The organism is Edwardsiella piscicida (genome assembly GCF_021733145.1).
Taxonomy (GTDB): Bacteria; Pseudomonadota; Gammaproteobacteria; order Enterobacterales; family Enterobacteriaceae; genus Edwardsiella; species Edwardsiella piscicida.
Window position 1 is genome coordinate 3,309,810 of sequence record NZ_CP090968.1, and the last position, 25,583, is coordinate 3,335,392.

At 61.5% G+C, this 25,583-nt stretch carries 25 protein-coding genes; 15 read left to right on the top strand and 10 right to left on the bottom strand.

Annotation, left to right across the window (positions count from 1 at the left end; all coding sequences use genetic code 11):
• Positions 1-46 precede the first annotated feature (46 nt).
• Both mreB and csrD read right to left on the bottom strand, forming a co-directional pair.
• The gene (gene mreB, locus L1P05_RS15035; RefSeq protein WP_005289819.1) at positions 47-1,090 is read right to left on the bottom strand and encodes a rod shape-determining protein MreB; all 1,044 of its coding nucleotides are present in this window, start codon (positions 1,088-1,090) and stop codon (positions 47-49) included.
• Between the two features lie 459 nt (positions 1,091-1,549).
• A complete protein-coding gene (csrD, locus tag L1P05_RS15040; RefSeq protein ID WP_012849949.1) occupies positions 1,550-3,442 on the bottom strand; it encodes an RNase E specificity factor CsrD in 1,893 nt (630 codons plus the stop codon).
• A gap of 336 nt (positions 3,443-3,778) precedes the next feature.
• Between csrD and L1P05_RS15045 the strand changes: the two genes are divergently transcribed.
• From L1P05_RS15045 to fis, 12 genes are all read left to right on the top strand, one after another.
• Positions 3,779-4,369 carry a HupE/UreJ family protein gene (locus L1P05_RS15045; protein ID WP_012849951.1) on the top strand — a complete coding sequence of 197 codons (591 nt, stop codon included), beginning with the start codon at positions 3,779-3,781 and terminating at the stop codon, positions 4,367-4,369.
• Positions 4,370-4,438: 69 nt separating this feature from the next.
• A complete protein-coding gene (gene acuI, locus L1P05_RS15050) occupies positions 4,439-5,416 on the top strand; it encodes an acrylyl-CoA reductase (NADPH) (RefSeq protein ID WP_012849952.1) in 978 nt (325 codons plus the stop codon).
• Between the two features lie 116 nt (positions 5,417-5,532).
• Positions 5,533-6,534, top strand: a complete 1,002-nt coding sequence (gene msrP, locus L1P05_RS15055) for a protein-methionine-sulfoxide reductase catalytic subunit MsrP (protein WP_012849953.1) — start codon at positions 5,533-5,535, stop codon at positions 6,532-6,534.
• Positions 6,534-7,133 carry a protein-methionine-sulfoxide reductase heme-binding subunit MsrQ gene (gene msrQ / locus L1P05_RS15060; RefSeq protein WP_012849954.1) on the top strand — a complete coding sequence of 200 codons (600 nt, stop codon included), beginning with the start codon at positions 6,534-6,536 and terminating at the stop codon, positions 7,131-7,133. The genes msrP and msrQ overlap by 1 nt, the downstream gene beginning before the upstream one ends.
• A 241-nt stretch (positions 7,134-7,374) precedes the next feature.
• Entirely contained in the window at positions 7,375-7,824 is a 450-nt protein-coding gene (gene aroQ, locus L1P05_RS15065) for a type II 3-dehydroquinate dehydratase (protein WP_012849955.1), read from the top strand.
• Positions 7,825-7,906: 82 nt separating this feature from the next.
• Positions 7,907-8,371, top strand: a complete 465-nt coding sequence (accB, locus tag L1P05_RS15070; protein WP_012849956.1) for an acetyl-CoA carboxylase biotin carboxyl carrier protein — start codon at positions 7,907-7,909, stop codon at positions 8,369-8,371.
• 10 nt (positions 8,372-8,381) lie between these two features.
• Positions 8,382-9,731, top strand: coding sequence for an acetyl-CoA carboxylase biotin carboxylase subunit (gene accC, locus L1P05_RS15075; RefSeq protein ID WP_012849957.1), 1,350 nt, complete (start codon positions 8,382-8,384; stop codon positions 9,729-9,731).
• A 140-nt stretch (positions 9,732-9,871) separates the two neighbouring features.
• The gene (locus L1P05_RS15080) at positions 9,872-10,114 is read left to right on the top strand and encodes a YhdT family protein (RefSeq protein ID WP_012849958.1); all 243 of its coding nucleotides are present in this window, start codon (positions 9,872-9,874) and stop codon (positions 10,112-10,114) included.
• Complete coding sequence (gene panF, locus L1P05_RS15085; protein ID WP_012849959.1) at positions 10,104-11,558, top strand: sodium/pantothenate symporter; 1,455 nt, start codon at positions 10,104-10,106, stop codon at positions 11,556-11,558. The genes L1P05_RS15080 and panF overlap by 11 nt, the downstream gene beginning before the upstream one ends.
• Before the next feature lie 13 nt (positions 11,559-11,571).
• Positions 11,572-12,453 (top strand): 50S ribosomal protein L11 methyltransferase, encoded by an 882-nt coding sequence (gene prmA / locus L1P05_RS15090; protein ID WP_012849960.1) that lies wholly within the window; start codon positions 11,572-11,574, stop codon positions 12,451-12,453.
• Positions 12,454-13,168: 715 nt separating this feature from the next.
• A complete protein-coding gene (gene dusB, locus L1P05_RS15095; RefSeq protein ID WP_012849962.1) occupies positions 13,169-14,173 on the top strand; it encodes a tRNA dihydrouridine synthase DusB in 1,005 nt (334 codons plus the stop codon).
• On the top strand, positions 14,155-14,451 hold the full coding sequence (gene fis / locus L1P05_RS15100; protein ID WP_000462905.1) for a DNA-binding transcriptional regulator Fis: 297 nt from the start codon (positions 14,155-14,157) through the stop codon (positions 14,449-14,451). The genes dusB and fis overlap by 19 nt, the downstream gene beginning before the upstream one ends.
• Positions 14,452-14,765: 314 nt before the next feature.
• Here fis and L1P05_RS15105 read toward each other — a convergent pair whose 3' ends face one another.
• Entirely contained in the window at positions 14,766-15,311 is a 546-nt protein-coding gene (locus tag L1P05_RS15105; RefSeq protein ID WP_012849964.1) for a hypothetical protein, read from the bottom strand.
• A gap of 2 nt (positions 15,312-15,313) precedes the next feature.
• Entirely contained in the window at positions 15,314-15,613 is a 300-nt protein-coding gene (locus tag L1P05_RS15110) for a DUF211 domain-containing protein (protein WP_225857362.1), read from the bottom strand.
• 368 nt (positions 15,614-15,981) lie between these two features.
• On the opposite strand from L1P05_RS15110, the gene L1P05_RS15115 reads away from it, so the two are divergent.
• The gene (locus L1P05_RS15115) at positions 15,982-16,374 is read left to right on the top strand and encodes a hypothetical protein (protein ID WP_225857363.1); all 393 of its coding nucleotides are present in this window, start codon (positions 15,982-15,984) and stop codon (positions 16,372-16,374) included.
• A gap of 199 nt (positions 16,375-16,573) precedes the next feature.
• Positions 16,574-16,909: a DUF2002 family protein gene (locus tag L1P05_RS15120; protein WP_012849968.1), complete on the top strand. Its 336-nt coding sequence runs from the start codon at positions 16,574-16,576 to the stop codon at positions 16,907-16,909.
• Between the two features lie 30 nt (positions 16,910-16,939).
• Here L1P05_RS15120 and L1P05_RS15125 read toward each other — a convergent pair whose 3' ends face one another.
• Together L1P05_RS15125 and L1P05_RS15130 are read right to left on the bottom strand one after the other, a co-directional pair.
• On the bottom strand, positions 16,940-17,629 hold the full coding sequence (locus L1P05_RS15125) for an LrgB family protein (RefSeq protein ID WP_012849969.1): 690 nt from the start codon (positions 17,627-17,629) through the stop codon (positions 16,940-16,942).
• Entirely contained in the window at positions 17,629-18,054 is a 426-nt protein-coding gene (locus L1P05_RS15130) for a CidA/LrgA family protein (protein WP_012849970.1), read from the bottom strand. The genes L1P05_RS15125 and L1P05_RS15130 overlap by 1 nt, the downstream gene beginning before the upstream one ends.
• A 130-nt stretch (positions 18,055-18,184) precedes the next feature.
• On the opposite strand from L1P05_RS15130, the gene L1P05_RS15135 reads away from it, so the two are divergent.
• Positions 18,185-19,123 carry a LysR family transcriptional regulator gene (locus L1P05_RS15135; protein WP_012849971.1) on the top strand — a complete coding sequence of 313 codons (939 nt, stop codon included), beginning with the start codon at positions 18,185-18,187 and terminating at the stop codon, positions 19,121-19,123.
• A 135-nt stretch (positions 19,124-19,258) separates the two neighbouring features.
• Here L1P05_RS15135 and L1P05_RS15140 read toward each other — a convergent pair whose 3' ends face one another.
• The 4 genes from L1P05_RS15140 to L1P05_RS15155 form a co-directional block, all read right to left on the bottom strand.
• Positions 19,259-20,905 carry a Na+/H+ antiporter gene (locus L1P05_RS15140; RefSeq protein ID WP_012849972.1) on the bottom strand — a complete coding sequence of 549 codons (1,647 nt, stop codon included), beginning with the start codon at positions 20,903-20,905 and terminating at the stop codon, positions 19,259-19,261.
• A gap of 214 nt (positions 20,906-21,119) precedes the next feature.
• The gene (locus L1P05_RS15145) at positions 21,120-22,487 is read right to left on the bottom strand and encodes an NCS2 family permease (protein ID WP_015462390.1); all 1,368 of its coding nucleotides are present in this window, start codon (positions 22,485-22,487) and stop codon (positions 21,120-21,122) included.
• A gap of 239 nt (positions 22,488-22,726) precedes the next feature.
• Positions 22,727-24,043 (bottom strand): guanine deaminase, encoded by a 1,317-nt coding sequence (gene guaD / locus L1P05_RS15150; RefSeq protein WP_012849974.1) that lies wholly within the window; start codon positions 24,041-24,043, stop codon positions 22,727-22,729.
• 30 nt (positions 24,044-24,073) lie between these two features.
• Positions 24,074-25,492, bottom strand: coding sequence for a nucleobase:cation symporter-2 family protein (locus L1P05_RS15155; protein ID WP_012849975.1), 1,419 nt, complete (start codon positions 25,490-25,492; stop codon positions 24,074-24,076).
• Positions 25,493-25,583 lie beyond the last annotated feature (91 nt).

The following is a 25,583-nucleotide window of genomic DNA, read 5'->3' on the forward strand; positions in this document are numbered from 1 at the left end:
GCATTCGTATCATCCCCGGCGGACGCCCGCGCCCGCCGCAGAGGGATTACTCTTCGCTGAACAGATCACCGCCATGCATGTCGATCATTTCCAACGCCTTGCCGCCGCCGCGCGCCACGCAGGTCAGCGGATCTTCGGCCACCACGACCGGGATCCCGGTCTCTTCCATCAGCAGACGGTCCAGGTTACGCAGCAGCGCGCCGCCGCCGGTCAGCACCATGCCGCGCTCGGAGATATCGGACGCCAGCTCCGGCGGACACTGCTCCAGCGCCACCATCACCGCGCTAACGATGCCGGTCAGCGGCTCCTGCAGCGCCTCCAGGATCTCATTGGAGTTGAGAGTAAAGCCGCGCGGAACCCCTTCAGCCAGGTTACGGCCGCGCACCTCGATCTCACGCACCTCATCGCCCGGATAGGCTGAGCCGATCTCATGCTTGATGCGCTCCGCGGTCGCCTCACCGATCAGAGAGCCGTAGTTACGGCGCACATAATTAATGATCGCTTCGTCAAAGCGGTCGCCGCCGATGCGAACGGAGGAGGAGTACACCACGCCGTTGAGGGAGATCACCGCCACTTCCGTAGTACCGCCGCCGATATCCACCACCATGGAGCCCGTCGCTTCGGAAACCGGCAGGCCGGCACCGATCGCGGCAGCCATCGGCTCTTCGATCAGGAATACCTCGCGGGCGCCGGCGCCCTGAGCAGATTCACGGATGGCGCGGCGCTCAACCTGCGTGGCACCGACCGGCACGCACACCAGCACGCGCGGGCTCGGGCGCATGAAGCTATTGCTGTGCACCTGCTTGATGAAGTACTGCAGCATCTTCTCGGTGACAAAGAAGTCGGCAATAACGCCGTCTTTCATCGGGCGGATAGCGGCGATATTGCCCGGCGTACGGCCGAGCATCTGCTTCGCTTCATGCCCCACGGCGGCAACGCTTTTCGGAGAACCGGCGCGGTCCTGGCGAATAGCGACCACGGAAGGCTCATTCAAAACAATGCCTTGTCCTTTAACATAAATCAGGGTATTGGCAGTACCCAGGTCGATGGACAAGTCATTGGAAAACATGCCACGAAATTTTTTAAACATAACTGAAGGATAATCCTGAAAGCTGGAGGCGAAAAATAAAATCCGCTTACTTTACCAACCACGCGGAACAGCGACAAGGCGCAAAAACGTCCTGCTCCGGTGAAAAATTACACCGCGTTTACCATTCAACAGATTAGGGTGGTATTTATCATGACACCACGCTGGAACGCCGACGCAAACGGGGAAACGCTGCCCCGATGACGATAGCACGCCCCACATCGCCACGCATCCGTTACCGGCCGCAACACAGCGCATCAATAATTCAGATAACTCATATTTCAACGGCACAGCGTGCGGGAAACCTGCGCCGTTTTCCCGCGCTTCGGGAGGACTCCGACGACACGCGCCGGGCGGCGCGTAAGCGCCCACCAACCGTATAAGCGCAGATTACACGCTATTCTACGTGAATTTTCCCTGACAAAAAGCGCAATTCATTATCCGTCACAATATTTTTTCCGACTAGAGAACCGGTCGTGATTTTGCAAAAAAATCCCCCTGCCCGCCGGCGATCCCTTTTTCTTTGAGAACTCGCCACTCCTCTTTGCTGCGCACCCCGGTGGCGAAGACCTGCGCGACGGTGCCCTCGCAGGCGCCGGTGATACTCTGCACAAACAGCTGGTTTTCGATACGCCGGTCAATATTGCGCACCAGCGCCGGATGCAGCTTCACCAGCGCCACCTGCAGCTGCTTGATATAGGTGGTGCTGACGATACGCAGCCCAGCCTGAGAGACCACCACCTGACACTCCAGCCCGCGCAGCAGGCGCAGGATCGGGCCCAGCCGCGCCTGGTGGGCGCAGACGTCCGCCTCGCTCAGCTCGATCAGGATGCGTCGGCGCAGCGGGCGCTCACTCTGCAGCAGGGTGTCGCGCAGCCAGCGCTGAAAGCTACGCTGTAATAATGAGTCAACCGTCAGCGGAAAGGCCAGCCTTTGTCCCGGCAGGCGACGCAACAACGGAATAATCTGACTGACCATCTGACGATCGAAGCGCTCCGCCAGCCCCAACTGCTGCACCAGCGGCATAAATTCGGCGCTGGGGATCGGCTGATTGCCGTCATAGATGTACGGCAGGATGTAATGGTGATGCACCCGCCCGTCCACCGTCACCGCGGGCTTGTGGAACAGCCGCGCCCCGCCGCGCGCCAGGGTCTGCTCCAGCAGGGTACGCCAGCGCACGCTGCCGCGCACCATCTCCGGCTGCGGAATCGGATCGACAAACCATCCGTTGCCGCCCTGCAGGGTCGCGCTGCGTGCCGCCTGCTCGGCGCGATCCATCACCGACTCCACCTGCTCGCCGGCGCGGTACAGGGTGATCCCGATATGCAGCACCTCATCGGCGATCACCCCCGGCGCCGAGGGGATGGCCGCCAGCGAGGCCAGCAGCTGGGCGGCGAAGCCCTCCGCCTCTTTCAGCGAGCGATGCGGCAGCAGCACGGCAAAGTTATTCTGAAAATAGTGGGCCAGCAGGCCAGAGGGGTAGCGCATGACATAGGTCGACAGCATATTGGTCAGCGCATAGCGAAACTCTTCGCGCTGGCGCCGCCCCGGCTGGCTGGCCAGCGCCTCCAGATCCGGCAGGCGCAGGATCATCACCACGCCGTAGGCCCCCTCATCCTCCAGCAGGGTGGTCAGCTGATTATCGAAAAACAGGCGGTTGTTTAACCCGGTGCGCGAGTCCTGCGCGGCAAAAGCGCGGATCAGCGAGTCTATCCGGCTGCGCTCTTCGCGCGCATCGGACAGCTCGGCGAGCAGGCAGTCGAGCGCGCTGCTGGCGCTGGCGGGAAACTCGCCGATGCCCCCCGCGCGCAGATCGCGATCGCCGGACAGAATGCGGCGCGCCCGGCGCTCCAGCCGCTCGATCCCCTGGGTCTGTCCACGCAGCCAGCGGTAGGCGAAAAACAGCATGATCACCATAACGCCAATGGAGAGCGAGAGCGGGAACATGCGCTCCAGCGAGTGGCTGTAGCTGGCCGTCGGCTCAATGTAGACCATCTTCAGACGATAGCCCGGGTGCTGCAGCAGCGGCGACTCGAAGCTGCGCAGGTTATCGTTGGTACGCCACGGGTTATACAGCGCGGGCAGGTGGTGGTAATAGACCTGGCGATCGTCGTGATACACCGACAGCTCAACGGCGCCGGCCGATCGCATCATCACCGGAAGCCAGCGCTTTACGCTGTCGCGGGACTCGGTCAACAGCTGCTGGTCGATCATCGCCGTCAGGATATTAAGCTGGGTCTCCGCGCGCTGATGGGTCTGGCTGTAAAAGCTATAGGTGCTGCCCAGCAGCATCAGAAACATCCCTAACGCAACCAGTAAGGTAATGAAGGCAAAGAATTTGGTTGTAATACGCATCCCTGACCCTGCCCATTCCGTTAAGCGTCATCGCCGTGAAAATAAAGGCGCCCTCTACGCGCGCCGCCGCCCGGAGAGAGCGTCTGCCTCAATAGTAAACAATTCCGACGCCGACCATATCATCATTTATATAAATTATTTTTTCAGATCTAATTTTCCCTATTAATACAAACGACCCCAGAGGGCGCGCAAAGTGTCGGATACGCCACAGTTTTGACATTTATCCGCCGGGCCCATCGCCACCGCGCTTTACAGTGCTGGAGAGATTAACCAAAAATCCAGTTGAAATACAATGCGTTACATATAAACACAATGATTAACTGACAGGGATATATTATGAAAAAATTATCTTTCGCCGGCAGCCTGCTGCTGTGCGCCGCGGCCCCAGCGCTGGCGCACACCGGCGCCGGAGCGACCCACGGCTTCTGGGCGGGCATCTACCACCCGCTGTCCGGTCTCGATCACCTGCTGGCGATGCTGACGGTGGGGCTATGGGCCGCCCAGCGCGGCGGTAAGGCGCGCTGGCGGGTGCCCGCCGCCTTCGTTCTCACCATGATCGCCGGCGGTGCCCTGGCCCTGGTGACCGATCGGGTGCCCGGGCAGACCGTCGAATTCGGCATCACCGCCTCGGTGCTGGTGATGGGGCTGCTGGTCGCCGCCCGGGTACGCCTGCCCCTGCTGCCCAGTTGCCTGCTGGTCGGGCTGTTCGCCCTGTTCCACGGCTACGCCCACGGCATGGAGATGCCGGCGGACGCCAGCGGGCTGAGCTACAGCCTGGGGTTTGCCCTGGTGACCGCCCTGCTGCACGGGGCCGGGCTGACGCTGGGGCTGCTGTTCGGGCGCATAGAGCGGCGCGGGGTACATTATCTGACGCCGCTCACCGGTGGGATGGTTGCCGTAGCGGGCGGAGCCCTATTCCTGTTATAGAATAGGCATCGCCGCCGCAGAAAGCAGAAACGCGTCGGCATTCAGCCACTCAATCAACAGGATCCCATCATGAAAGCGCTGCTACTCGACAACCGTGACGGTCAGACCCATGCCCACATTCAACAGCTGAACAGCGACGACCTGCCCGCCGGGGAGGTTCTGGTCGACGTCCACTGGTCCGGTCTTAACTATAAGGATGCGCTGGCCATCACCGGCAAGGGCAAGATCGTGCGCCAGTTTCCCATGGTGCCGGGTATCGATTTTGCCGGGGTCGTGAACCAGAGCACCGATGCGCGCTTTGTCCCCGGCCAAGCGGTATTGCTGACCGGCTGGGGCGTTGGGGAGCAGCACTGGGGCGGGCTGGCGCAGCAGGCGCGGGTCGCCGCCGACTGGCTGCTGCCGATGCCGCAGGGGCTGGACGGCCGCCGGGCGATGATTATCGGCACCGCTGGCCTGACCGCCATGCTGTGCGTGATGGCGCTGGAGGAGGGAGGCGTGACCCCTGAACAGGGCGACGTGCTGGTCACCGGCGCCAGCGGCGGCGTCGGCAGCACCGCCGTCGCGCTGCTCAGCCGCCTGGGCTACCGGGTGACGGCCGTCAGCGGGCGGGAGGAGAACCACGACTATCTGCTGGCGCTCGGCGCGCAGCAGGTGCTGCCGCGGGCCGATTTCCAGACCCCGGCCCGTCCGCTGGAAAAACAGCGCTGGACCGGCGCCGTTGACACCGTCGGCGGCGAGGTGCTGGCCAAGACGCTGGCGCAGATGGACAGCAACGGCACGGTCGCCGCCTGCGGACTGGCGGGCGGCTTTACCCTGCCGACCACCGTCATGCCGTTCATTCTGCGCAACGTGCGGCTGCAGGGGGTGGACTCGGTCATGGCCTCCCCGGCCCGGCGCTCTCTGGCCTGGCAGCGCCTGGCCGAGCTGCTGCCGGCCGACTTCTACCATCGCTGCGCCAACGAGATCACCCTGGAGCAGGCGATCTCGGCCGCGGCCGATCTGATGGCGAACCGCATCACCGGCCGCACGCTGGTGCGCCTGCGCTAGCCCCACCGCGCGGCGGGGTGCACCCGCCGCCAAGTATAACAATTTTGTGATACTCGCCACCGCAACGCCCTTTCCTGCCATGATGAATATAAGACCCATTATCAAGGAGTGCGACCATGGCCCGATACCCGACACTGCGCGAAGCCGATGTCACCCCGGAGGATCTGTTCTACCAGCGGCGCCGCGTACTCAAAGCGCTCGGCATCAGCGCCGCGGCGCTGGCCATCACCCCGTCGGCCCACGCCGATCTGCTCAGCTGGTTTAAAGGACACGATCGTCCGCCGGCCCCGCCGGGCAAGCCGCTGGAGTTCACCCGTCCCGCCGCCTGGCAGGCCGATCTGCCGCTGACCCCGGAAGATAAGGTCAGCGGCTACAATAACTTCTACGAATTTGGCCTGGACAAGGCCGATCCGGCCGCCAACGCCGGCACCCTGCGCACCGACGGCTGGAAAATCACCCTCGACGGTGAGGTGGCCAAACCGATGACCCTGGATATGGACGATATCCTGCGCCGCTTCCCGCTGGAGGAGCGCATCTACCGCATGCGCTGCGTAGAGGCCTGGTCCATGGTGATCCCTTGGGTCGGCTTCGAGCTGGGACAGCTGCTGCGCCAGGCCGAGCCCACCAGCCGGGCGCGCTATGTCGCCTTTACCACCCTGTACGATCCCGAGCAAATGCCGGGCCAAAAGGATCGCTTTATCGGCGGCGGCCTGAAGTACCCCTACGTCGAAGGGCTGCGGATCGACGAGGCCATGCACCCGCTGACCCTGCTCAGCGTCGGAGTCTACGGCAAGGGGCTGCCGCCGCAGAATGGAGCGCCGATCCGCCTGACGGTGCCGTGGAAATACGGTTTTAAGGGCATCAAGTCGATCGTGCATATCCGCCTGGTGGAAAATGCGCCCCCCACCACCTGGAATCTGCTCGCCCCCAAAGAGTACGGCTTTTATGCCAACGTCAATCCGCAGGTTGACCACCCGCGCTGGTCTCAGGCCAGCGAGCGGCTGATCGGCAGCGGCGGGATTCTGGACGTCAAGCGACAGCCGACGCTGCCGTTTAACGGCTATGCCGATCAGGTAGCCTCGCTGTATCAGGGGATGGATCTGAGGAAATACTACTGATGAAACGCCTGAGCCCTGCCCAGATTACCGCGCTGAAGTGGCTGATTTGGCTGGCGGCGGGTCTGCCGCTGCTGTGGCTGCCGCTGGCGGCAAGCCAGGGATGGCTCAGCGCCGATCCGGCCAAGGACATTCAGCACATGACCGGACTGATGGCGCTCAAGCTGCTGCTGGCGACCCTGCTGGTATCGCCGCTGGCGCGGCTGACCCGTCAAAGCCTGCTGATGCGAACCCGTCGCCTGCTGGGGATATGGTGCTTTGTCTGGGCCTCGCTGCATCTGCTGAGCTACCTGCTGCTGGAGCTGGGCGGCAACGTCGCGCTGCTGGGCAGCGAACTGCTGCGCCGTCCCTACCTCACGCTGGGGCTGGCGGCCTGGCTGATCCTGCTGGCCCTGACCCTGACCTCGACCCGGCGCGCCATGTCCGCCCTGGGGCCCCGCTGGCAAAAGCTGCATAACCTGGTCTACCTGGCGGCGATTATCGCGCCGCTGCACTACCTGTGGTCAGTCAAGACACTCTCTCCGCTGCCGTTTTTTTACGCACTCGGCGCCCTCATCTTGTTAGCATTGCGTTATCAAAAAATCCGCCAATGGTGGCGATAACCAGTGGAACTTGCAGCCATTTTTAGAATCTAACCTCTAACGTGCCGTCGCGATCGTCGCGGCGGCGGGTTGCATATCTTCGCTGATTCGACCAGTATTCAGCTGCGAATTGATCCGAAATCATTATAATGCCCGACTTTATACGCCGATCGATGCCACAAATTGGTAGAGAAAGAGTGACAACGCGGCGACATCGGGTTATTTTGGCAAAATTCGTCTGATTGCCGGAGATAGCAGCACAATGGCAGATAAGTTCAACATTTTGCTTCTTAACGGTCCCAATCTGAATATGCTGGGCGTCCGCGAGCCGGAAAAATACGGCACCCTGACGCTGGCGCAGATTGTCGCGCGCCTGGATCGGCGCGCGCAGACGCTCAGCGTTTCGCTGCGCCATATTCAGTCCAATGCAGAGCATGAGCTGATCGCCCAGATCCATGCCGCGTTTGGCAATACCGATTTTATTCTGATTAACCCGGCAGCGTTTACCCATACCAGCGTAGCGCTGCGCGATGCCCTATTGGCGGTGCAGATCCCGTTTATCGAGATCCATCTGTCCAACGTGCACGCCCGAGAGCCGTTCCGCCACCACTCCTATCTGTCCGATATCGCCGTGGGGGTCATTTGCGGTCTGGGCGCCGAGGGGTATGACTATGCCCTGCAGGCGGCGGTTAATCGCCTGAACGTATCATGATAAACCGGGACGTACGCCCGTCCGCCGCTGTGCGCGGCGCGCGTCCACAATCTTCGTAACAACAACGAGTACGGAATCACACATGGATATTCGTAAAATCAAGAAACTGATCGAACTGGTTGAAGAATCCGGCATCGCCGAGCTGGAAATCTCTGAAGGTGAAGAATCAGTACGCATCAGTCGTGCCCCGGCCGCCATGCCGGCCATGCAACCGTTCTACGCCGCAGCCCCGGCTCCGGTTGCTGCCCCGGTCGCCGCCGCACCCGCCGCGGCAGCCCCGGCCGCCGCCGACAACGGCAGCGCGGCCCTGAGCGGCCATGTCGTCCGTTCTCCGATGGTCGGTACTTTCTACCGCACCCCGAGCCCGGAGGCCAAAGCGTTCGTCGAAGTGGGCCAGAAGGTCAACGCCGGCGATCCGCTGTGCATCGTTGAAGCGATGAAAATGATGAACCAGATCGAAGCCGATAAGTCCGGCGTCGTTAAGGCGATCCTGGTAGAAAACGGTCAACCGGTTGAGTTTGACGAGCCGTTGGTGGTCATCGAATAACGGGGCGAACATGCTAGATAAAATTGTTATCGCTAACCGTGGTGAAATCGCCCTGCGGATCCTGCGCGCCTGTAAGGAGCTGGGGATCAAAACCGTAGCGGTGCACTCCACGGCGGATCGCGATCTAAAACACGTACTGCTGGCGGACGAAACCATCTGTATCGGCCCGGCGCAGTCCGTTAAAAGTTACCTCAATATCCCGGCCATCATCTCTGCGGCGGAAATCACCGGCGCGGTGGCGATCCATCCGGGATACGGGTTCCTGTCTGAAAACGCCGACTTCGCCGAACAGGTGGAGCGTTCCGGTTTTATCTTCATCGGCCCCAAAGCGGAGACCATCCGTCTGATGGGGGACAAAGTCTCTGCCATCAGCGCAATGAAGAAAGCCGGCGTGCCGTGCGTTCCCGGCTCCGATGGCCCGCTGGACGACGACATGGATAAAAACCGTGCCTTCGCCAAGCGCATCGGCTATCCGGTGATCATCAAGGCCTCCGGCGGCGGCGGCGGTCGCGGCATGCGCGTCGTACGCAGCGATAAGGATCTGGCCCAGTCGATCCTGATGACCAAGGCGGAAGCCAAAGCGGCGTTCAACAACGACATGGTCTACATGGAGAAGTACCTGGAGAATCCGCGCCACATCGAGATCCAGGTACTGGCCGACGGCCAGGGCAACGCCATCTATCTGGCCGAGCGCGACTGCTCCATGCAGCGCCGCCACCAGAAAGTGGTGGAAGAGGCGCCGGCACCGGGCATTACGCCGGAGCTGCGTCGCTACATCGGCGAACGCTGCGCCAAGGCCTGCGTCGATATCGGCTACCGCGGCGCGGGTACCTTTGAGTTCCTGTTTGAGAACGGCGAGTTCTATTTCATTGAAATGAACACCCGTATCCAGGTTGAGCATCCGGTGACCGAGATGATCACCGGGGTGGATCTGATCAAAGAGCAGCTGCGTATCGCCGCCGGTCAGCCGCTGTCCATCAAACAGCACGAGGTGCAGGTGCGCGGTCACGCGATCGAATGCCGCATCAACGCCGAAGATCCGAAGAGCTTCCTGCCCAGCCCGGGTAAGATCACCCGCTTCCATGCGCCGGGCGGCTTCGGCGTTCGCTGGGAGTCCCATATCTACGCCGGTTATACCGTACCGCCGTACTATGACTCCATGATCGGCAAGCTTATCTGCTACGGTGAAAACCGTGACGTGGCCATCGCCCGCATGAAGAATGCGCTGGCGGAGCTGATCATCGACGGCATCAAGACCAACATCGAGCTGCAGCAGTCGATCATGAACGATGCCAACTTCCAGGCCGGCGGTAGCAACATTCACTACCTGGAGAAAAAGCTGGGCCTACAGGAGAAGTAACGCTCCGTTAGGCTCCGTTCCTCAAAGGCCGGGTAACCGGCCTTTTGTCTTCCTGCGTAAACCCGACGCTGCATCTGTGTGCGCATTGCCGTACAATTCCCTGCTTTTTGCTTGTTTGCTTACCGACACTGGGAGATCCCATGGATGCACGTTTCGCGCAGGCGCACCGTGAAGCCCGCTGGGCCTTAGGGCTGACGCTGGTCTATCTGTTCGCCTGGATTGCCGCAGGCTACCTGCCCAACAGCCTGCTGGGCGTCACCGGTCTGCCGCACTGGTTCGAAATGGCCTGCCTGCTGCTGCCACTGCTATTTATTCTGCTGTGCTGGACCATGGTCCGCCTGATATTCAAGTCCATACCGCTGGGGAGCGATGATGCAGACTGACGTAATCCTGCCGCTGGTAGGCTACCTCGCCTTGGTGTTCGGCCTGTCGATTTATGCCTATCGCCGCCGCCAGAAAGGCAACTTCCTCAACGACTATTTTCTGGGCGACCGCTCGATGGGCGGGTTTGTCCTGGCGATGACCCTAACCGCCACCTACATCAGCGCCAGCTCCTTTATCGGCGGCCCGGGGGCGGCCTATAAATATGGCCTTGGCTGGGTGCTGCTGGCGATGATCCAGCTGCCCGCCGTCTGGCTCTCGCTGGGCGTATTGGGCAAGAAGTTCGCCATTCTGGCGCGCCGTTACCAGGCGGTCACCCTCAATGACATGCTGTACGCGCGCTACGGCAGCCGTCTGCTGGTGTGGGTCGCCAGCCTCAGCCTGCTGGTCGCCTTTATCGGGGCGATGACGGTGCAGTTTATCGGCGGCGCGCGCCTGCTGGAGAGCGCCGCCGGTATTCCCTATGACGCCGGGCTGCTGATCTTTGGGGTCACCATCGCCCTGTACACTGCCTTCGGCGGCTTTCGCGCCAGCGTGCTCAACGATGCCATGCAGGGCGTGGTAATGCTACTGGGCACCCTGCTGCTGTTGATCGGTATCATCCACGCCGCCGGCGGCATGCACGCCGCCGTAGAGACCCTGCAGCGCATCGATCCCAAGCTGGTCTCTCCCCACGGGGCCGACGATATCCTGAGCCTGCCGTTTATGGCGTCGTTCTGGATCTTGGTCTGCTTTGGCGTCATCGGTCTGCCGCATACCGCCGTCCGCTGCATCTCCTACAAGGACAGCAAGGCGGTTCACCGCGCCATCATCATCGGCACCATCGTGGTGGCGCTGCTGATGCTCGGCATGCACCTGGCCGGCGCCCTTGGCCGGGCGGTGCTGCCGGATCTGACGGTGCCGGATATGGTGATCCCCACGCTGATGGTGCGGGTGCTGCCCCCCTTCGCCGCCGGGATCTTTCTGGCGGCGCCGATGGCGGCGATCATGTCGACGATCAACGCCCAACTGCTGCAATCTTCGGCGACCATCGTCAAAGATCTCTATCTGGGGCTGCGCCCTCAGGCGCTGCACAATGAGCGTCGTCTGGCTCGCCTCTCGGCCGCCTCAACCCTGATCCTCGGCGCCCTGCTGCTGCTGGCGGCCTGGCGCCCACCGGAGATGATCATTTGGCTTAACCTGCTGGCCTTCGGCGGCCTGGAGGCCGTGTTCCTGTGGCCGCTGGTGCTGGGACTATACTGGGAGCGGGCCAATGCGCACGGCGCCCTGAGCTCCATGATCGTCGGCGCCGCCAGCTACGCGCTGCTGGCCAGCCTGAAGATCCAGCTGTTCCACCTGCACCCGATCGTGCCTTCCCTGCTGCTGGGCCTGCTGGCCTTCTGGGCAGGCAACCATTTTGGCAGCCGTCCGAATACCGCGGTCGCTGCCAGCGAATCAACTGACTAGAAAGAGACATGCCATGCCTTGGATCCAAATTAAAATCAACTCAACCGGCAGCCAGGCGGAGACCCTGAGCGATGCGCTGATGGAGAGCGGCGCCGTCTCCGTCACCTTTCAGGACAGCCACGACAACCCGGTCTTTGAGCCGCTGCCGGGCGAAACCCTGCTGTGGGGCGATACCGACGTCATCGGCCTGTTCGATGCCGAAACCGAGATGTCTGCGGTGATCGCCGAGCTGGAAAACCATCCGGCGCTGGGCGCAGGCTTCCGCCACAAGATCGAGCAGATCGAGGACAAAGACTGGGAGCGCGAGTGGATGGATAACTTCCACCCGATGCAGTTTGGCCGTCGCCTGTGGATCTGCCCGAGCTGGCGCGAGATCCCCGAGCCCGACGCCGTGAACGTGATGCTGGATCCAGGGCTGGCCTTCGGTACCGGTACTCACCCGACCACCGCCCTGTGCCTGCAGTGGCTGGACGGTCTGGATCTGGCCGGGAAGACGGTGATCGACTTCGGCTGCGGCTCCGGCATTTTAGCCATCGCCGCCCTGAAGCTGGGCGCCGCGCGCGCCATCGGCATCGACATCGATCCGCAGGCGATCCAGGCCAGCCGCGACAACGCCGAACGTAACGGCGTCTCCGAGCGCCTGGAGCTCTATCTGCCCAAGGATCAGCCCGCCGACCTCAGCGCCGATGTGGTGGTCGCCAATATCCTGGCCGGCCCGCTGCGCGAGCTGGCGCCGCTGATCGGCTGCCTGCCGCGTCAGGACGGTCTGCTGGGCCTGTCCGGCATTCTGGCAAGCCAGGCCGAGAGCGTCTGCGAAGCCTACCGCGAGAAGTTCGCCCTGGACCCGGTGGCCGAACGCGAGGAGTGGTGCCGCATCACCGGCATGCGCCGCTGATGCCACGCTGACGGCGCAGCGGCGCCGTCAGCCCGCCAATGACCCCGTCGCGGAGGCAATCCGCCCCGCCAGCGCGCGATACCGCCGCCGGCAGAGTCCGCAGGCCAACGGCGACGACACCCGCTGGCGCGCAGAGCATCCCCCTACGCCGCCGGGCACCGACATCGACGCTACCACCGCCGTCATACGCCCTGTAGCGCGCCCTCTCAGCCTCACCGCGCCCGCCTGCGGCCATGGCCCTCCTGCGGCCGCCGGACGCACAACGCCCCGTTGACGCCCGAGACGCCCCCGGCGATGCGCCGATACCCGCGCCAACGCCCTCCCGTCGCCCACGCCGGCTCCAACGCAGCCGCCCCCCGTAGCGATGCGCCGCCGTCCGTTAATCGCCGCGCGGTTTCGCGGCAGATTAAGCAGAAAAATGAGACTCAGCTCGCATAAAATAGCGAATAATTGCGGATAAAAGCAGCGTTTTCACTCGGACACACTGTTTTCCCTGCGTGACAGTCGCAATAACTTTGCAGAAAATACGCCGGCGCACTTTTTAACCTTTTTGATTCAACATATTGATTATAAAAGAATAATTTTAAAAAGTGCACAAGACGCACGGATTTCATTGATCTGCAACAGTCGATTGTTCAAAGTTTGGCCTTTCATATCCGTGCAAAAATGCGTAATATACGCGCCCTTGCGGACACAGTATGGTCACTCTTTGTCTATGCGCATCGGAAATATCCAACTTAAAAATCGTCTGATCGCCGCGCCCATGGCGGGCATTACCGATCGGCCCTTTCGCACCCTGTGCTATGAGATGGGCGTCGGCATGGCGGTTTCTGAGATGCTCTCTTCCAACCCGGAAGTATGGCGGACGGATAAGTCACGTCTGCGCATGGTACATATGGATGAGCCAGGTATCCGAGCCGTGCAGATCGCCGGTAACGACCCCGATGAGATGGCCGCGGCAGCCCGCATCAATGCTGATAACGGCGCGCAGATCATCGATATCAATATGGGTTGTCCGGCAAAGAAAGTGAATCGCAAGCTGGCCGGTTCTGCCCTGCTGCAGTACCCCGGTCTGGTGGAACAGATCCTGCGTGCCGTCGTGGACGCGGTGGATGTTCCGGTGACGCTCAAGATACGCACCGGCTGGGATCCTGCGCACCGTAACTGTGTCGAGATTGCCCAATTGGCTGAACGCTGTGGCATTCAGGCCCTGACCATTCATGGCCGAACTCGAGCCTGCCTGTTTAACGGCGAGGCCGAGTACGACAGCATTCGGACAGTTAAGCAGCATGTTTCCATTCCGATCATCGCGAACGGAGACATAACTGACCCGCATAAAGCCAGGGCGGTACTCGACTACACCGGAGCCGATGCTCTGATGATTGGTCGCGCCGCTCAGGGAAGACCCTGGATCTTCCGGGAAATCCAGCATTATCTGGACACAGGGGAGCTGCTGCCGCCCATGCCATTGGGTGAGATAAAGCGGCTATTGGCCGGGCATGTCAAAGAGCTGCATGATTTTTACGGCTCGGGAAAAGGACTGCGCATCGCCCGTAAACACGTGTCCTGGTATCTCCAGGCGCACGCCCCGAATGACCAGTTTCGGCGCACATTCAACGCCATTGAGGACGCCAGCGAGCAGCTGGAGGCGTTGGAGGCATACTTCGAAAAACTTAGCGTAAAAAAAGAGCTGACAGAACTATGTTCGAACAACGCGTAAATTCTGACGTACTGACCGTTTCTACCGTTAACTCTCAGGATCAGGTTACTCAAAAACCCCTGCGTGACTCGGTTAAACAGGCACTGAAGAACTATTTTGCTCAACTGAACGGTCAGGACGTCAACGACCTGTATGAGCTGGTACTGGCTGAAGTGGAACAGCCTCTGTTAGACATGGTGATGCAGTACACCCGCGGCAACCAGACCCGTGCGGCCCTGATGATGGGGATCAACCGCGGCACGCTGCGCAAGAAGCTGAAAAAATACGGCATGAACTGATTTCGGTCGGTTGATGCATTGAAAAAAGGCGCCTCTATCGCAAGATGGGGCGCCTTTTCTCTTTTCGGCACCGCGAGAGTCGCAGGCCAAATACCCGTACACCCGGCAACGCGATCCCTGGAGAGCGATAACCCGCGTGGAAAACAGCCGCCGCTCAAGGCCCGCCGGCAGCGCGCGCTGGGCGACTATCGAGGCCGCATCGAACAGGATGCGGTCATGCGCGCCCGCGCTGAAACGCCGACGCCGGTAGACTGGCGCTGAGCCGCTGCGCGGAAACGACGGTGGCGGCGGTATCGTTGACGGCGCCGCGCGCCCTAGCGGTAGCGCAGCAGCGTCCCAATCAGGACGCACAGGGCAAAGCCGGACAGCACCAGCCCCAGCGTGGCCGACAGACGCGACTGCATCACCCGCGATAGCGCCGCGGAGATCACCGCGATCAGCAGCAGGGTCACGGCGCCCGGCAGCCACGTCAGCGCCGGGAACGGCCTGGCGATCAGGAACGGCAGGCTGAAAAACAGCAGGTAGCACACCGCGGCATACAGGGTGGCCAGCAGGGTCTGGCGCAGGATCTTGCGCCCCAGGATGCCGCTGGCCAGCCGCCCGGAGACCGTCAGGTTTAGCTGGTGCTCGGCGTGCAGCAGACTGTCGCGCAGACCGGCATAGTGCGACAGCAAAAAGGCAAAGGCGCTGGAAAGGGCGCTGATGATCCCGATGGCCATCAGCGTCGGCCAGGCGGGCAACGCCCGTCCGGCGCACAGGGTACCCAGGGAGAGCAGCGCGGCCGTCAGGGTGCCGGAGACCGCGCCGCCCAGCAGGGCGACCAGGTTGTAGTTCCGATTCTCCCGCCGCAGCAGGCGCATACTCAGCGCACCCGCGCGATACGCTCAACGATATCGCTGCCGCAGACGATCTGATCGACGCTGTGCACCGCGGCGCCGGTATTCTCCATCGCCTCGACCAACCGATCGTGATCGAGGTAGTTCCCGACGATGGTTATGTCCATACCAACGGTTTCGATATCGATATCGCTCACCGTAATATTAAAGGCGCTCACGCCCGGACAGCCGTGAATGGCCTGGGCTATCTCCAGGATCGTGGGCTGCGACATCGCTTTATCGACGTCGAACGTCAGGCGGCGAATATTCATGGCATCAGGCATCATATACTCCTCTGTAGCCCGACCGGCGATCGGCCTCCGCCGGCGCAATAGCGCGATCCTACGCCAACGCGCCGCCCCCAACGCCCTTTTTTGGCAAATAAATATTTCTCGCCCTGACCCTGCTTGACACTCACCGCCCGGCGCGGCGGATAGACGGAACCACCGCCGCCCGCCGTTGTCATAAATTTTTGCATTGCCCCCGTAGACGCCACGGCGCGTATTTATACACTAGGAGATGCTTTTTGCTTCGCCACGGATGACGTTGGCGGCGCTTTTCGGCTGCCATGGGGCGTCGCTGCCCCGGCTGCATTTTGACGACATGACGTCCTTTATCACATCAGGCAAACATGACGATGATGAAAAAAACTTGTATGGCTTTACTGACGGTGGCTTCCTTTTCAGGTATCGCGCAGGCGGCGGAGATGATCGGCCCCTATCCGGCCGTGGGTGAAACGAACTGCGGCGGGCTGAAAGTGCTGTCTACCGCCATCAACAGCGATAACATGATGGCGCTGAAAATCACCGATCCGTCGAATAACCTGACCCAGATCTATTTGGCCAAGCGCACCGAGGATATGTCCGACAAGGTGGCCTATACCCTGTCGCGCTATGACGAGGCCAGCGGCCGCTTCACGCCGGATCCGGCGCACATTACCATCCGTTTTGGGATCAAGATGCAGACCGGCGTACCGGGCACCGATCGCTATAACATGACCATCGGCAACCAGCAGTTCGTCTGCTCACCGTTCACCATCTTCCCCTGAGCCTACGTGGGCGCGGGCGCCGCCGCGCGCCCGCATAGCCCCGCGCCCCACCCGTCACCGCTCAGCGCCCGATCGCTGGCTCAGTGCCCCGTGTTTTACCGGCGATCGCCGTGGATCGCAGGCGTTCCAGAAAAGTCCGCTTGTGACGTACGGCCTATCCGTTAAGGTCATAGGACAGCAATAAACAGGGAGAATAACGATGTATTTACGTCCCGATGAGGTCGCGCAGGTTCTGCAGCACGCCGGATTTACCCGCGATTCAGTCAGCGATCAGGCCTATGGTTTTCACAAGGGAGAGCACTATGTGTACGTCAATCGCGAGGTGCGGCTCGGGCGAACCGCGCTGCTGATCCACCCGGCGCTGGCTCAGCGCAGCCTACGCTTTGCCCAGCCCTCTGCCGCCCAGCGCAGCAGCCCGGCCTACGTCCGCTTTCCGCCCGATCCCGACGCCGCGTCACCGGCTTTTATCGGCGTTCCCCACGGCTTTACCTCGCGCGAACGTTTGAATCACTATCTGGCGCAGATGTTTCCCTGAGCGCCGCACCGCTGACGGGGTCCGCCGCCCCTACCACAGCAGGCGGCCGATCAGCGGCGAAAGCAGTACCGTCACCACGCCGGCCAGCATCATGACCAGGCTGGAGACGACGCCTTCGGTCTGTCCCATCTCATAGGCCTTGGCCGTCCCGGCGCCGTGGGACGATGCGCCGAGTCCGGCGCCCTTGGCCATGCCGCTGCGCACGGAGAGACGCAGCAGCAGCATGTCTCCCACCGCCATACCAAATACCCCGGTAAGCACCACAAACAGCGCCACCAGATCCGGCTGTCCCCCCAGGCGCTTGGCCGCCTCAATGGCGAACGGCGTGGTAATCGAGCGCACCGCCAGACTGCGCTGAATGCTTTCTGGCAGGGTCAGCAGCCGCGCCAGCCACACCGAGCTGAGCACCGCCACCAGCGTCGAGGTCAGTACGCCGGCCGTCAGCGACAGCCAGTGACGGCGGATAATCGCCAGGTTCTCATACACCGGCACGGCAAAGGCGATGGTCGCCGGTCCCAACAACCACAGCAGCCAGTGGTTCTCTCCCATGTACTCACGGTAGGAGATATGCCCGATCAGCAGCAGCGCGACCAACAGCAGCGGCGTCAGCACCAGCGGCATCAGCCAGATACGGTGAACCCGGCGGTACAGCCGTTTATTGGCGAAGTAGAGCGCCAGCGTCACCGCCAGACACAGCATGCCGATCCACAGACCGTTCATCAGCGCACCATCCCAGCGCGACGCCGCTGTAGCCACAGCTCCAGCCGGTAGATCCTATCCACCACCAGCGCCGTCATCCCCAGCGTTAACAGGGTGCTCAGGGCGATCACCCCCACGATACGCCACCCCTCCACCATCAGCAGCGAGGCGTAGTTCACCACCGCCACCACCGCCGGGACAAAAAACAGCAGCATCTCGGCCAGCAGCCAGCGGGAACCCGCCTTCACCCACGCCAGCGGCAAAATGCGCAGCGCGATCAGCGCCAACAGCAGCAGCATACCGACGATATTGGCCGGTAGCGGCAGGGAAAAACGGCTGACCAGCCATTGGGAAAAGAGAAACAGCAGCGCATACAGCGCCACCTGCATCGGCACCCGGGCGTGGGTGCGCAGGTGCGCCATAACGGGGCGCAACGCCAGAGACATACAAACCTCAGAAGGGGATTAATGTGATAGGGAGCACAGTATAGGCAAAGAGGATCCCAGGACTAAAATGAATTAAAATTATTGCCATCATTGATAAATGGCATACCTACCCTGTAAAGCGGAGTCCTGCATGGACGTGAGAACGTTACGTTACTTTGTTGAGGTGGTGCGCCAACAGAGCTTCACCCGCGCGGCGGAGAAGCTGTTTGTCACCCAGCCGACCATCAGCAAAATGCTGCGTAATCTGGAGGAGGAGCTGGGGTGCACCCTGCTGATCCGCGAGGGGCGCGGCCTGCGCTTGACCGACAGCGGTGGCGTGGTCTATCAGCGAGCGCAAACGATCCTCGATCAGTTTGGCCAGCTGAGAACCGAGCTGGATGACCTGGGCACCCTGAAAAAGGGGAGCCTAAAGCTGGGCATTCCGCCGATGGTCGGTACTCAAATGGCCGGCCTGATCGGCGAATTTCGCCAGCGCTACCCGGGGATTGAGCTGCACATCGCCGAGTTCGGCGGGCTGACCGTCGAGCAGGCGGTGCTCTCCGGCGAGCTGGATCTGGCGCTCACCGCCCTCTCTGCCCAGCCCGATCCGGCCATCGCCTCGCTGCCGCTGTTCAGCCACCCGCTGTATGTGCTGCTGCCGCGCCAGGCGCCCTGGCTGACCCGCTCTACCCTAAGCATGGCCGATCTGGCCCAGCAAAACATCCTGCTGTACAACGAGGACTTCGCCCTCTATCAGCAGCTAATGCAGGCCTTTTCTGCCGCCGGCGTGAAGCCGCAAATCGCGGTGCGCAGCGGCCAGTGGGACTTTCTGGCCGCCATGGTACAGGCCGGGGTGGGTATCGCCATCCTGCCGCAGCCGATCTGTCAGCGACTGGATCCACACAGCCTGCTGTGGCTGCCGCTCGCGCCGGCGCTCATGTGGCGGCTGGGGCTTATCTGGTGCCATGGCCGCTATCTGTCGCACAGCGCTCAGGCGTGGATCGCCCGCTGCCGCGCGTTCTGGCCAGAGGGAGAAATGCACCCCGAGCGCCTGACCCTGCGCGGCAAAGAGCCGCCGGCGACGGCATAGCATCAAGGCCCCCCGCGCTCACCGGGGACGAGAGACAAAAAACACCCTGTCAGCGTACCGCTCACAGGGTGGGGGTGAGCATCTCATTAGCCCCGGACGCACGGCGTCCAGGGCGGGAAGACTCAGCGCTAGCCCTTAGTTTTTTTCGACCAGCAGCGCCTCCAGCAGATCCAAATCGTGCAGCATCTTCTGCAGCGTCTCGTTACTGATCTTCTGGGTGGCGCGCAGGTGATACAGCTCGCCGCGTTCGGCGCGCAGCGCCGTCAGACGGAAACGACGCTCCAGATTCTCCACCTCAAGGATTTCGTCGGCGTTCTCCTTGGTCATCACCCGCCGCCGCAGACTGCCGATGACCCGCGAGCTGACCTCGGTCAGCAGCTGCGGATCGATGTTCTCCTCGGTGTCGGCCTCAAGGCGCTCCTGCATCTTCTTCAGGCTCTCAATGGCCACCTCGGCGCTGACGGACTTCGCCATCAGCTCCTCATCGCGGTAGGCCACGCCGTCGGTGATCTCGACGCCGCGCAGCAGCAGCGGCAGCGCCACCACCCCCACCAGCAGGGAAAACAGAATCACCCCGGCGGCCAGAAACACCAACTGATAGCGACCGGGGAACGGCGTACCGTCGGTCAGAAACAGGGGGATAGAGAGCACACCGGCCAGCGTGATGGCTCCGCGGACCCCGGCAAACGAGGCAATCCACAGATCGCGCATGCCGTAGGCGGCGAACTGCAGCGGATTGTGCTTAAAGAAGCGCAGGCTGATGCGCTTCATCCCCCATAGCCACAGGAAACGCAGCGCCAGCAGCAGCGCATACACCAGCACCACGTCGGCGAACAGATACCAGGTTTCGATATTGGGATCGCGATCGGCCTGGATAATCGAGTTCTCCAGGATCCCCGGCAGCTGCAGACCCAGCATGATAAACACCATGCCGTTGAACACGAATTCCAGCATCGCCCACACGCTGTTGGCGCGCAGGCGCATCGTCAGCGGCGCGTTGCGGATCACCCCGGACTGACTGATGGTCATCCCCGCCGCCACCGCCGCCAGAATACCGGAGACGCCGATATGCTCCGCGATCAAATAGCTGGCGAACGGCAGCAGCATCAGAAGGACGATCTGGGTCGCCGGATCATCTCCCGCCCAGCGACTCATCACCCGCAGGGACTTACTGTACAGCCAGGTGACCGCCGCGCCGGTCAACAGGCCGCCCAGCGCCACCTTCAGAAACTCCAGCGTCGCGCCGGAGACGGTAAACACCATAGTGCCCATCGCCACCGCGATAGCAAACTTCAGGGAGACCAGGCCGGAGGCGTCGTTCATCAGCGCCTCCCCCTCCAGCACCCCCATGATGCTCTTGGGGATCCGCCCCTGGCCGACGATACCGCCGAGCGCTACGGCGTCGGTGGGCGACAGCACGGCGGCCAGCGCAAAGGCCGCCACCAGCGGGACCTCCGGCAGCAGCAGGTGCAGAAAGTAGCCGACGCCAACCACGGTGATCAGCACCAGCACCAGCGCCAGCCCCAGGATCTCCCTACCGTGGTGCAAAAACTCCCGCGTCGGGGTTTTCCAACCGTCGGCAAACAGCAGCGGCGGAATAAACAGCACCAGGAACAGTTCGGGGTCAAAATCCACGTGCAGGCCAAAGTGGGGCCAGGCCAGCAGCGCCCCGATGGCGATCTGCATCAGCGGCAGCGGGATTTGAAACGGCAGCAGGCGAGTTACCACGCCGGAGAGCGATACCACCAAAATCAGGATCAGGATTGTGAAGAATATTTCCATGTTCTTTCAGACTCAATGCCAACAGGGCCAACAGGACTAACGCAACGCTTTACAAAATATCATCTTATGAATTTTGAGCCGAAGAGAAATCTACCCTGGAGGACAGAGATAACACTGAAAATGCACTGCGGTAGCGCCGCCGTTGATATTCGCGTCGCCCAGACAGCAGAAAAGCGCCCACAGGCGCTTTTCCACAGGGGGAGAGTAACGTCGCTTAAATCGCCCAGCCACCGGCGTAAAACGCCACCAGCACCACCGCGATCACCACGGTACCGATGTTCAGACGGTTCCACTCTTTGGAGCACACGCGGCCGATCACCAGGGTGCTAAAGCCGAGCATGATGCCGGTCACGATGTTACAGGTCAGCACGATAAACACCGCGCACACCAGACCGGACATCGCATCGACGAAGTCGTCGAAGTCCAGCTTGGCGACGTTGCTCAGCATCAGCAGACCGACATACATCAGCGCCGGCGCCGTCGCGTAGCCCGGAACCAGATAAGAGAGCGGCGAGAGGAACAGGATCAGCAGGAACAGGACCCCGACCACCACGGCGGTCAGACCGGTTTTCCCACCGGCCGCGGTACCGGCGGCAGACTCGATATACACCGCCGCCGGCGCCGCGCCGACCAGACCGGAGAAGATCGAGCTGACGGAGTCCGCGGTCAGCGCCTTGCCGCCGCTGATGATCTGACCATCTTTGTCCAGCAGGTTCGCCTGACCAGCGACCGCGCGGATGGTCCCGGTGGCGTCAAACACGGCGGTCATCACCAGAGCCAGCACGCTGGGCAGCACCACCGGCTGCAGGGCGCCCATGATGTCCAGGCTAAAGATCAGGGACTGGCCGTCGGCGCCGGCCAGGCTCGGCATCGCCACCAGACCGTGGTACTTCACGCTGGGATCAAAGATCAGGCCGACGATGGAGATACCGATAATCACCAGCAGAATGCCGCCCGGCACCTTCAGCTTTTCCAGACCGAAGATCACCGCCAGCCCCAGCAGGGACATCATCACAGGGAACGAGGTAAAGGCGCCCAACGCTACCGGCAGCCCCTCCAGCGGGTTTTTCACCACTAGGCCGACGCCGTTGGCGGCGATCAGCAGCAGGAACAGGCCGATACCGATACCGGTACCGTGGGCGATCCCCATCGGCAGATTACGCAGGATCCAGGTTCGAATCCCGGTCACCGAGATGGCGGTAAACAGAATACCCATCAGGAATACGGCGCCCAGCGCCACCGGCACGCTGATCTGCTGCCCCAGCACCAGGCTGAAGGCGGTAAACGCGGTGAGGGAGATAGCGCAGCCAATCGCCATCGGCAGGTTGGCCCACAGCCCCATCAGTAAAGAGCCGCAGCCGGCCACCAGACAGGTCGCCACAAACACCGCGCTCGGCGGAAACCCAGCCTTACCCAGCATGCCCGGTACCACGATCACCGAATAAACCATCGCCAAAAACGTCGTTAAACCGGCGAGCACTTCCTGGCGCACGCTGCTACCACGCACCGAGATCTTAAAAAATGTATCGAGTGATCCCCGTGACTTCCCTGCCGCTGATACCTGAGAAGAATCGCTAGACATGATGATGTCCTCTGAGTGATTTAAAAAACTTTTCTGTAACGTAATCGATTACGTCTGTTATTGCAGAGCGGCCAATAATGCTGTGTCTGCCCTCCGCCCCATTCGGCTGCCCCCGTGGGCAGCCGCTACTCCCTGCCACTACATCCTGCGACCAAATTCGGGTAAAAATGGGCCGGGAGTAAAAGGCAAACGATTATCTGGCCTAATACCTCGTCATTTCAACCCACAAACGCGACATTTTACGTTCGTTCGTACACTAAACGACCATCGACATAGGTACGATATATGGTGCGATCGTCGCCCAGTGTCATGGTGACAAACAGCTTATCCACCAAAGAGACCGAGTTGTCATAGCGCAGCTGTTGCAGCGGCGTCGCCGTCGGCTCCAGCACCACAAAGTCGGCCTCTTTACCGACCAGGAAGTTACCGATGCGATCGTCCAGCCCCAGAGAGGCCGCGCCGCCCAGGGTTGCCAGGTAGAACGCCTCATAGGCGGACAGGCGGCAGCCCTGCAGCTGCATCACCTTGTAGGCCTCGTTCAGCGTCTGCAGCATGTTAAAGGTGGTTCCGGCGCCGATGTCGGTGCCCATCCCCACCTTCACCCGCTTACGCCAGGCCTTCTGCAGGTTAAACAGGCCGCTGCCGAGGTACAGATTAGAGGTTGGGCAGAAGGCGATCGAGGAACCGGTATCGCTCAGGCAGTCCCACTCTTTTTCCTCTAGGTGGATACAGTGGGCGAACACGCAGTTCTTACCGGTCAAGCCGTACTGGTGATACACATCCAGATAGCCGTCATGGTGCGGGTACAGCGACTTGACCCAGGCGATCTCGTCGCGGTTTTCACATAGGTGGGTATGCAGATAGGTGTCGGGGTACTCTTCGCGCAGGCGCTGGGCCATCGCCAGCTGCTCCGGGCTGGAGGTCGGCGCAAAGCGCGGCGTCACCGCGTACAGCAGGCGGCCATTCTTGTGCCAGCGCTCGATCAGCGCCTTGCTCTGTTCGTAGCTGCTCTGTGCATCGTCCAACAGATAGTCCGGCGCATTGCGATCCATCATCACCTTGCCGGCGATCATGCGCATGTTGATATGGCTGGCGGCCTCAAACAGTGCATCCACCGACTCCGGATGCACGGTGCCGAACACCAGGGCGGTGGTAGTGCCGTTACGCAGCAGCTGCTTCAGGAAAAAGTTAGACATTTCGCGGGCGTAATCGAGATCGTTATAGCGCCGCTCGGTGGGGAAGGTGTGCTTGTTCAGCCACTCCAACAGCTGTTCGCCATAAGCCCCGACCATCTCGCTCTGCGGATAGTGAATATGGGTATCGACAAAGCCGGGCACGATCAGCTTGCCGCGGTAGTCCCGCACCCGGATCGATTCGGGAATACGCTCCCGCCCCTCTTCCCAGCTGCCGCACCAGTCCACTTTGCCGTTACGGATCAACAGTAGCCCGTCCTCAATAAAGCGCAGCGCGGACTCGACCTCCTGCGGATCGGTTACCGTCCGGGTGACATCCAGAATGCTGCCGCGTACTGCCTTGAGGGTATGTTCACAAACCATGATTAGCTCCTAATCAGCCAAGACATCGACTCAATCCATCTCTTCTTCGCCGCGTAACGACTCGGCCACCGTATCCCTCTCTTCGCGAACCTCGGCCTTTTTCCGCATCGGGATCAACAAATTCAGGATGATAGCCGTCAGACCGCCGGCGCAAATGGGGTTCTCTACCAGGACATACAGCGAATCCGGCAAGACCCGGAATACGGCCGGATCGTACGAGACGCCTAGCCCCAGCCCAAGGGAGGTGGCGACGATGATGGTCTCGCGACGACGCAGGCCGTTGGAAATAATGATGCGGATCCCGGCGATGGCGATCATCGAGAACATCAGCGTCATCGCGCCGCCCAGCACCGGGGCCGGAATGGTGGTAAAAAAGCGCCCGATGACCGGAAACAGCCCCAGCAGCACCAGCATCACGGCGATCGCCCGACCGACATAGCGCGAGGCCACGCCGGTCATCTGGATCACCCCGTTATTCTGGGCAAAGGTGGTCAGCGGCAGCGACCCCAGGGCAGAGGCGATGACCGACACCAGCCCATCGGCCAGCACGCCGCCGCTCAGACGCGACTGATACTCCGGCCCTTCGATGGGGCGATTCGAGACCATCGCCGTCGCGGTGATATCCCCCACAGCCTCCAGCACGCTGAGCAGATAGATGGTGCCGGCCACCAGGAAGGCGTGCATATCAAAGGTAAAACCATACTTAAAGGGAACCGGCACGGTCACCAGCGGCAGGTCGCGCAGGGCGCTGAAGTCCACCATCCCCAGGCACAGCGCCACGATATAGCCAACGATAAGCCCGATGGCGATGCCGCCCATGCGCAGCAAGGGGTGACGCGCACAGTTAAAGCCGATAACCACCAGCAGCACCAGCAGGCCGACGCCGATGTTTTCATAGTTGCCGAACGTACCGCTGCTCTTGGCGGCGAAGCCGCCGCCGAAGTCGATGATGCCGACCTTGATCAGGCTCAGGCCGATCATCAGCACCACCACCCCACTCACCGTCGGGGTGATCACCCGGCGCAGGTAGGGCAGGATAAACGAGGCCCCCACGACCAGGAAGGCGCCGACAAAGGAGACCCCCAGCAGGGTCGATATGATCAGCTCCTCATGCAGGCCATCGTGTTTCATGGCGCCGCCCAGGGCGATCATCACGGTAACAAAGGAGAAGTTCACCGACTGAATCGACAGCAGGCCGGAGCCGACGCAGCCATAGCGGTTCACCTGCAGCCAGGTGCCGACGCCGGAGGCGATCATCGCCATGGAGACCAGATAGGCGGTGATTTCGGTGGAGAGGCCCAGCGCGGTACCGACGATCAGCGCCGGTGCCACCATGGGGACAAAAATCGCCAGCAGGTGAGTCACCGCACCCACCATGAGCTGGTGAAAGGGCGGTTTATCCTCTAGCTGATAAATAAGATCGGATCCAGCACGCGGTATATCAGACATCCCTTTACTCCTTGGTAAATTTGATCATCTGATCCAATTAATAAATATCCGCCTACCGGTTTTCCCGCCGCGCGGCAAGGGGCGCCCCTGA

What these genes read in the sequence shown, in the direction of transcription:
- mreB (WP_005289819.1), bottom strand. Translation starts at nt 1,090, where the DNA reads ATGTTTAAAAAATTTCGTGGCATGTTTTCCAATGACTTGTCCATCGAC.
- csrD (WP_012849949.1), bottom strand. Translation starts at nt 3,442, where the DNA reads ATGCGTATTACAACCAAATTCTTTGCCTTCATTACCTTACTGGTTGCG.
- L1P05_RS15045 (WP_012849951.1), top strand. Translation starts at nt 3,779, where the DNA reads ATGAAAAAATTATCTTTCGCCGGCAGCCTGCTGCTGTGCGCCGCGGCC.
- acuI (WP_012849952.1), top strand. Translation starts at nt 4,439, where the DNA reads ATGAAAGCGCTGCTACTCGACAACCGTGACGGTCAGACCCATGCCCAC.
- msrP (WP_012849953.1), top strand. Translation starts at nt 5,533, where the DNA reads ATGGCCCGATACCCGACACTGCGCGAAGCCGATGTCACCCCGGAGGAT.
- msrQ (WP_012849954.1), top strand. Translation starts at nt 6,534, where the DNA reads ATGAAACGCCTGAGCCCTGCCCAGATTACCGCGCTGAAGTGGCTGATT.
- aroQ (WP_012849955.1), top strand. Translation starts at nt 7,375, where the DNA reads ATGGCAGATAAGTTCAACATTTTGCTTCTTAACGGTCCCAATCTGAAT.
- accB (WP_012849956.1), top strand. Translation starts at nt 7,907, where the DNA reads ATGGATATTCGTAAAATCAAGAAACTGATCGAACTGGTTGAAGAATCC.
- accC (WP_012849957.1), top strand. Translation starts at nt 8,382, where the DNA reads ATGCTAGATAAAATTGTTATCGCTAACCGTGGTGAAATCGCCCTGCGG.
- L1P05_RS15080 (WP_012849958.1), top strand. Translation starts at nt 9,872, where the DNA reads ATGGATGCACGTTTCGCGCAGGCGCACCGTGAAGCCCGCTGGGCCTTA.
- panF (WP_012849959.1), top strand. Translation starts at nt 10,104, where the DNA reads ATGCAGACTGACGTAATCCTGCCGCTGGTAGGCTACCTCGCCTTGGTG.
- prmA (WP_012849960.1), top strand. Translation starts at nt 11,572, where the DNA reads ATGCCTTGGATCCAAATTAAAATCAACTCAACCGGCAGCCAGGCGGAG.
- dusB (WP_012849962.1), top strand. Translation starts at nt 13,169, where the DNA reads ATGCGCATCGGAAATATCCAACTTAAAAATCGTCTGATCGCCGCGCCC.
- fis (WP_000462905.1), top strand. Translation starts at nt 14,155, where the DNA reads ATGTTCGAACAACGCGTAAATTCTGACGTACTGACCGTTTCTACCGTT.
- L1P05_RS15105 (WP_012849964.1), bottom strand. Translation starts at nt 15,311, where the DNA reads ATGCGCCTGCTGCGGCGGGAGAATCGGAACTACAACCTGGTCGCCCTG.
- L1P05_RS15110 (WP_225857362.1), bottom strand. Translation starts at nt 15,613, where the DNA reads ATGATGCCTGATGCCATGAATATTCGCCGCCTGACGTTCGACGTCGAT.
- L1P05_RS15115 (WP_225857363.1), top strand. Translation starts at nt 15,982, where the DNA reads ATGGCTTTACTGACGGTGGCTTCCTTTTCAGGTATCGCGCAGGCGGCG.
- L1P05_RS15120 (WP_012849968.1), top strand. Translation starts at nt 16,574, where the DNA reads ATGTATTTACGTCCCGATGAGGTCGCGCAGGTTCTGCAGCACGCCGGA.
- L1P05_RS15125 (WP_012849969.1), bottom strand. Translation starts at nt 17,629, where the DNA reads ATGAACGGTCTGTGGATCGGCATGCTGTGTCTGGCGGTGACGCTGGCG.
- L1P05_RS15130 (WP_012849970.1), bottom strand. Translation starts at nt 18,054, where the DNA reads ATGTCTCTGGCGTTGCGCCCCGTTATGGCGCACCTGCGCACCCACGCC.
- L1P05_RS15135 (WP_012849971.1), top strand. Translation starts at nt 18,185, where the DNA reads ATGGACGTGAGAACGTTACGTTACTTTGTTGAGGTGGTGCGCCAACAG.
- L1P05_RS15140 (WP_012849972.1), bottom strand. Translation starts at nt 20,905, where the DNA reads ATGGAAATATTCTTCACAATCCTGATCCTGATTTTGGTGGTATCGCTC.
- L1P05_RS15145 (WP_015462390.1), bottom strand. Translation starts at nt 22,487, where the DNA reads ATGTCTAGCGATTCTTCTCAGGTATCAGCGGCAGGGAAGTCACGGGGA.
- guaD (WP_012849974.1), bottom strand. Translation starts at nt 24,043, where the DNA reads ATGGTTTGTGAACATACCCTCAAGGCAGTACGCGGCAGCATTCTGGAT.
- L1P05_RS15155 (WP_012849975.1), bottom strand. Translation starts at nt 25,492, where the DNA reads ATGTCTGATATACCGCGTGCTGGATCCGATCTTATTTATCAGCTAGAG.